Source organism: Vibrio sp. VP6 (genome assembly GCF_028823755.1).
Taxonomy (GTDB): Bacteria; Pseudomonadota; Gammaproteobacteria; order Enterobacterales; family Vibrionaceae; genus Vibrio; species Vibrio parahaemolyticus.
Genome location: NZ_JAPEID010000080.1, coordinates 1 through 5,639 on the forward strand (window position 1 = coordinate 1; position 5,639 = coordinate 5,639).

At 42.2% G+C, this 5,639-nt stretch carries 2 protein-coding genes and 2 pseudogenes; 3 read left to right on the plus strand and 1 reads right to left on the minus strand.

Features of this window, described 5'->3' with window-relative positions:
- Positions 1–494: 494 nt before the first annotated feature.
- Positions 495–977, minus strand: a pseudogene (locus OU793_RS23420) (DDE-type integrase/transposase/recombinase).
- A 226-nt stretch (positions 978–1,203) separates the two neighbouring features.
- Between OU793_RS23420 and OU793_RS23425 the strand changes: the two are divergent.
- The 3 genes and pseudogenes from OU793_RS23425 to OU793_RS23435 all read left to right on the plus strand — a co-directional run bounded on the left by OU793_RS23425 (position 1,204) and on the right by OU793_RS23435 (position 5,614).
- A complete protein-coding gene (locus tag OU793_RS23425) occupies positions 1,204–1,785 on the plus strand; it encodes a transglutaminase-like cysteine peptidase (protein WP_025792420.1) in 582 nt (193 codons plus the stop codon).
- 1,175 nt (positions 1,786–2,960) lie between these two features.
- A pseudogene (locus tag OU793_RS23430) lies at positions 2,961–3,341 on the plus strand (transposase).
- Positions 3,342–3,694: 353 nt separating this feature from the next.
- Positions 3,695–5,614 (plus strand): metallophosphoesterase, encoded by a 1,920-nt coding sequence (locus OU793_RS23435; protein WP_025792422.1) that lies wholly within the window; start codon positions 3,695–3,697, stop codon positions 5,612–5,614.
- The last annotated feature ends 25 nt before the right edge of the window (positions 5,615–5,639 follow it).

Here is a 5,639-nt window from a genome sequence, read left to right on the forward strand (position 1 = left end):
CAGACAGTCTCTCCAACCACATCTATCTGATCGCGTTTGAGCATAGTCCACATTTCTCGGCTATGAAAACTTGTCGTCGCTCCTTCAATTAACTTCCCCCAAAAGCTTGCCGCGTCTTATGTTTAACCCAACAGAAACTCTGCTCGACGATGTTGTTCAGATATTTTATGTCCAGATTCAACCAGTGACAGCATGAAATAACCCGTCAACCACAGTTGCATATTCAGGGCATTTAATGCTGCGTGGTTACTTTTACTTCCATCAAGGGGTTTGGTGGCCCAACGAAACAAAAGTGTACGTTTAGATGGCTAAATGATTGATTATGAAGAATAATAAAAACCACAACACATGAAAATTCCAAACAGACATAAAATAAGGCATTGGATTTGAACCTCACACTTGTGTGAAGTTCAAATATTTACAAAAAGACTCCGCTGAACTAGCTCTGTTGCAAAGCTGTTGAAGAAGCCAGTTAATCAGGGATGAATGATGGGCTAGAAGGTAAACTGCCTTTCTATCAGACACAAATTACTTGCAGTTCCTCGACCAAACACCATCAGTTCGAACTTACCTTTACGAAACCTCCGCATCATTTCAAACCTTTTAATCGTTGCGTAAGCGGTTCGCTCTTACTGCGATAATCAATCGCTTTAGCTTACTGTGATTAGATTCTATTCGATTGTGCATATATTTGATTTGTCGATGTTGAATTTCCGGCTGGCTTACTCCTTCTTTCTTTAGTTTTAGTAGCTTTTGTATTACGAGTGGTTGATAAATAGAAATCCACGCTTTCACCTAACTCCGTTATGATTCGATAAAGATACATCCAGCGTTTTTTATTCGTATGTAGGTTTCATAAATCTGCCATGAAAAGGCTCATCTTGGCTTTCAATACCAGCGTAGTGTGGTCAGAACTCTTCGGTTAGTACCCGATGACTGATACTGTACTTACAGTACCAACGAACCGCCCAGATAATAACTTGACCAAAAAATAGTAACCGTTGAACTCAGACATATTATTCATTCCATTCAGGTTTCAGACCTAGAATTCCGGTATGGGAAAAATTTGCAACGAGGTCATTTCTACGGATTTGCAATGAAGAAAAAGAGAATGTAGAGGAGCGTTTTCTTTACTGTATAGTGCAGAGAATGGGTTGGTCTTCCATACTGTTATTAAGTAGATATAACAGTATGGATGCCAATATGCGACGAATGATAATGATGTGCTTATTATGGGGTGTTGGCGATGCGCAAGCTCGGGAGTATGTTTGGATAAAACATCGGTTGCTGATAACTCATGAATTTTATAATCAGATCATCTATACGCGAGACATTACATTATGGGGACAAAAAGATTATTGGGCTACTCCGGAGGAGACTTTAAGAGGTTTTAAAGGTGATTGTGAAGATATAGCTATCGCAAAATATTTTTCTCTCCTTCGGCAAGGCATTCCTTTTGAACGATTGCGACTTGCGTATTTGTTATTGGCTTCGAGTGCGCCTAAAACTTATCACTTAGTTTTGGAGTACCATCATGAGGATGGTATTGATGTCTTAGACAATCGATACAGCCAAATCTATTCGGCAAATGAGGCGTATCATGCTCAAACGATAGTGACTTTTGATTTACACTATATGTGGATAAATAATGTACGTATAGGAGAAAGCCAAGTTCGAATGGAAAAGTGGGCGTCGTTACTTGTGCGTCACCAACATCACGCGGCGATGACATTAGAGAAACAGCGTATGACTCAAGTCATGCCGCACCTAGTAAAAGAATTTTGATAAGTTACCTATTCTCATTGGCTTTGTTGCAGAAATCGAATGTACTAAATCAGAATCTTACGATCAGACCAGGGACGTACATTCACTGACTTTGATTTCATGTCAAAGCCTCGCTACAAAACCACTACACCTGCATCAAAGTCAATATCCCGCTCATTGCCGTTTTAAGTGGTGGCGCCGCGTTATCATATCATGCAAATAACCACCTCCAGCGGACATCGTTACCTATTTTTTCGACTCGTTTACTGACAGGACCGGTCCCTGAAATCTCTACGTCTGTAGAGAAGATAGATATCCCGAACCTAATATACTCGTTTTGACAAGGAGATCGCATTGAAGCCGTATTCAGAGTTCTGGGAATATCACGCCCCGCACTCGCAACCAGTTTAAAACGTCATTTAGCAGCACTAGATATCGAGGTGGGCTATCAGCTCACCCTTTAACCCTCATTGCATGCATCCGGTTACAAGAGAGCGGTGCCCACATAATGGGCCCGATTTCCCCGTTCCAGATAACACTCCCATCAATGCAACTGAACTGGAGCAATTTAGAACTCAATACCAAAACAAGGTAAAATTGCCGTCAACATTTTAGCTATGACAGTAAACTGATTATGTCTAGATGATAAATGAGGAGAAACTTATTATTACTGCTCCTTAACTTGAAAGAAGAATCCTAGAATAAACAAAGAACACCTGTGTCGCAGCAAAAGAACAATTACCTTATTAAATGACATCAGGCGAGCTTAAGTCGTTGAAGTTTAAGCTATCACGGTTATCTCGTGCCGCTACTACGACTAAATTTGACTTCATTGTCAGACAACTAACGCGGTTAACCTAATGTCATCGAGATTGATCCGGTGAGTGGCAGGCCCTTACTTGAATATTCAACATTTGATAGTGAAAGCAATACTGAGCTTCTGAAGTTTTTTACAGAAAGTAGCCAAAAGGTCGCCCTGAAAATGCACATAACAGGAAGAGTTAGTTTTTGTGGTATTAATGGAGATTGGTATTGCACTGAGGCTTGTTAAACTGTCATTATTCAGCCTGAATATTGACAACTTTCGGATGTTTTCTAACTGAGTTACCCGTTATATTGGCTTTGTTTCCTAAATCAGGTAACTAAATCATCAGCCTACGATCTGATCAGCTAAGTTCATTCAAACGCTTAGACCAATGGCCAAACCTCGCTACAAAACAACCAACTGGAAACACTATAACCAAGCTTTGATCAGTCGCGGTTCACTGAAATTTTTGATTGATGAAGAAGTTATTCGGTTATGGAAACAAATGAAGCTAAGCAAACGGGGGAAGACCTCGTTTGTTTAGTGATCTAGCGATTACAACAGCTCTCATGGTTAAACGCGTATTATCAATGCGAGAGGTTTGCAAGGATTCATCAACTCAATTTTTAAGCTCGCTCAACTGCCGTTTTCATGCCCTCATTACTCATACATTAGTAAGCGAGAGGTGTTCACTAGGACGAACTGGCCGCGCCGGCACTCCTGTTTGGGCTCACGAGAGCACTCCACCCTCTCTTTTATATCGCTAACATAGCGATCGCTTGTTGTACTCATGGGGTTAATCTGCGGTCTCTATATGTTTGGTCTCGCGGCCATTTAAGTCTATGAGCTTCGGCTTACAACGTCGAAGCTCATTATCCATCCGCAACATCAATAAAAACAGCATCAGTCATTAAGCATTTTCATGATACAATTAATGCAAGGTAAGTTCCCGATAACAAAAGCAATCCTACTCGCCCTTCCAATCTTCCACTCATCAAGGCGTCGATGAACGTCCTCCTTCCTCCTTTAGCTACCCATACTTATTCGTCACAAATGTGAAATAAAAATAACATACAGGTTCAATACGGTGTCGGCATCGTTTCACCAACATGAATCTATTAAACAATGAACAGACGTGAATTTATTAAGTTATCAGCATTAGGCTTGTCCACTTACGGGGTAATGGGCAATTTGATGGGCTGCCACAGCGACACCCCATCAGTCACCACCGCTCCTTTTATCATTCCCAATGACACCGGCACCACCACAAAATTTGCGGTCATTGGCGATGTCCACGCAAACGGCAACTTACTAAAGAGCACGCTCGAAGAGATTGAGCGTCAAGGGATCAAACACGTCTTATTAGTCGGTGACCAAACCGACACTCCCAATCCAAGTGGCTACCTTGATGGTCATTCGGAAGTGGAAACTTATATGGCCATGATAAAAAATGAACAGTTCGATCAACGCTTGAACCTTTATCCGGTGAGAGGCAACCATGAAGGAACGGCAGTGATGTTCACTGGCATGGATAATAATGATTTTGATGGCATCAAAACGTTTTGGACTCAAGGTGTCGGTTCACTGCTCGACAATAAAGCCAACATCACCAAACCAACCTTTCTACGAGAAGATACCGGAGAGCCTTTAGATTGCTGTGGCTTGTACTCATTTGTGATTGATGACACCTTGTTCTTCGGTTGTGATCCGTTTATTACCGTAAACTGGGATGGCGATGTGCTCACGACGCTGGCCGATGGGACGCCCATTAGAAAAAATGAGGACTGGTTGTTGAACCTGGACTTCATTGAATCTGAGTTGCAGCGGTTACAAGGGCAATTTAACCATGTCGTTTTATTTTGCCACTATCCTCTCTCTGGTCGAAATCATACGGGGCAATTAGAAGAGGTTGGTAAATTTTCGGTATCTTCTTCCGGTGAAGGACTCTTCCCTAATCTGGAAACGCAACATCCTGGCATTACTCAACGATTTTTGTCGTTACTGACCGAGTATAATGTCCTGTATGTAGCAGGTCATGATCACATCATCTCCAAAAGTCTGATTTATGCTGAAGGCGCATCGTCGGACCTTGAGGTACACGTACATTTTGGCGATTACGCGCAACCAGAAAACAATCTTTTGGGTGCCAGTGCGACACAATGCTTTCCCTCAAACAGCATTCATCAATACATTTTCGGTTCATGCTCCCACAAACACTACGCGATTGAGCGTCATTATTTAGACAAGTATGAAGTACCACTCATGACTCAAGCCACCAATGCCTCCTCCGGACGAGTGACCGCGTTTGGTGTGTTTGAACTCAAAGGCGATTTACAACATCTGACCATATGGGGGAATGAACATCTATGGTATCCCAGTGATAACATGGTGGGCTCCTGGTCTTTTGATGAGACGGATGGATTCCGAGAGCAATACAAGCTAGATCAAACCGACCCTGTAACACAGCATTTTTTGAATGATGCAGGCTGGAAACCGATATGTCGTACGTTATCCATTAAAGGAAATCAAACAACTTTGATCCCGAGTAATTATGCTTATAACATGGTCATACCTCCATCCAGCATAGACGGAATGCGCGGCACTTCAGCGACAATTACCGAAGGCATGAATAAACACTTCAACCGTCAAATTGACAGTGGCTCAAACACAACTTACGCGTTTGCAGAAGAAATTAAATGCTTATGGCTGCAAAGTACCCACCCCAAAGTGCTGTCTGATGTATTGATGATCGATGGAATGTTGGAACAAACGGGGACGCTTACCGATGAACTTGGCAATATACTCAATCCTGGAGAAGGGGGGCAATGGTATAATGAGTCCATTCGAACCCAAGACACGTTCACGTTGACCGTGGATATCAGTGATATCACGTCGTCTCAAGAATTAACGCTGGCTCGATATTATGAAGAGGAAGACGTTTGGTTGCCTTTGGTGTCTTATATTAAAGGCGGCGCGCTCGTAGCAGAATCTCTGCACCAAAACGGATTCTTTGCCGTCATCAGTAAGGGCAAATATTTTCGTTAACGCAGTAGTGAAATGAATAAAAAAG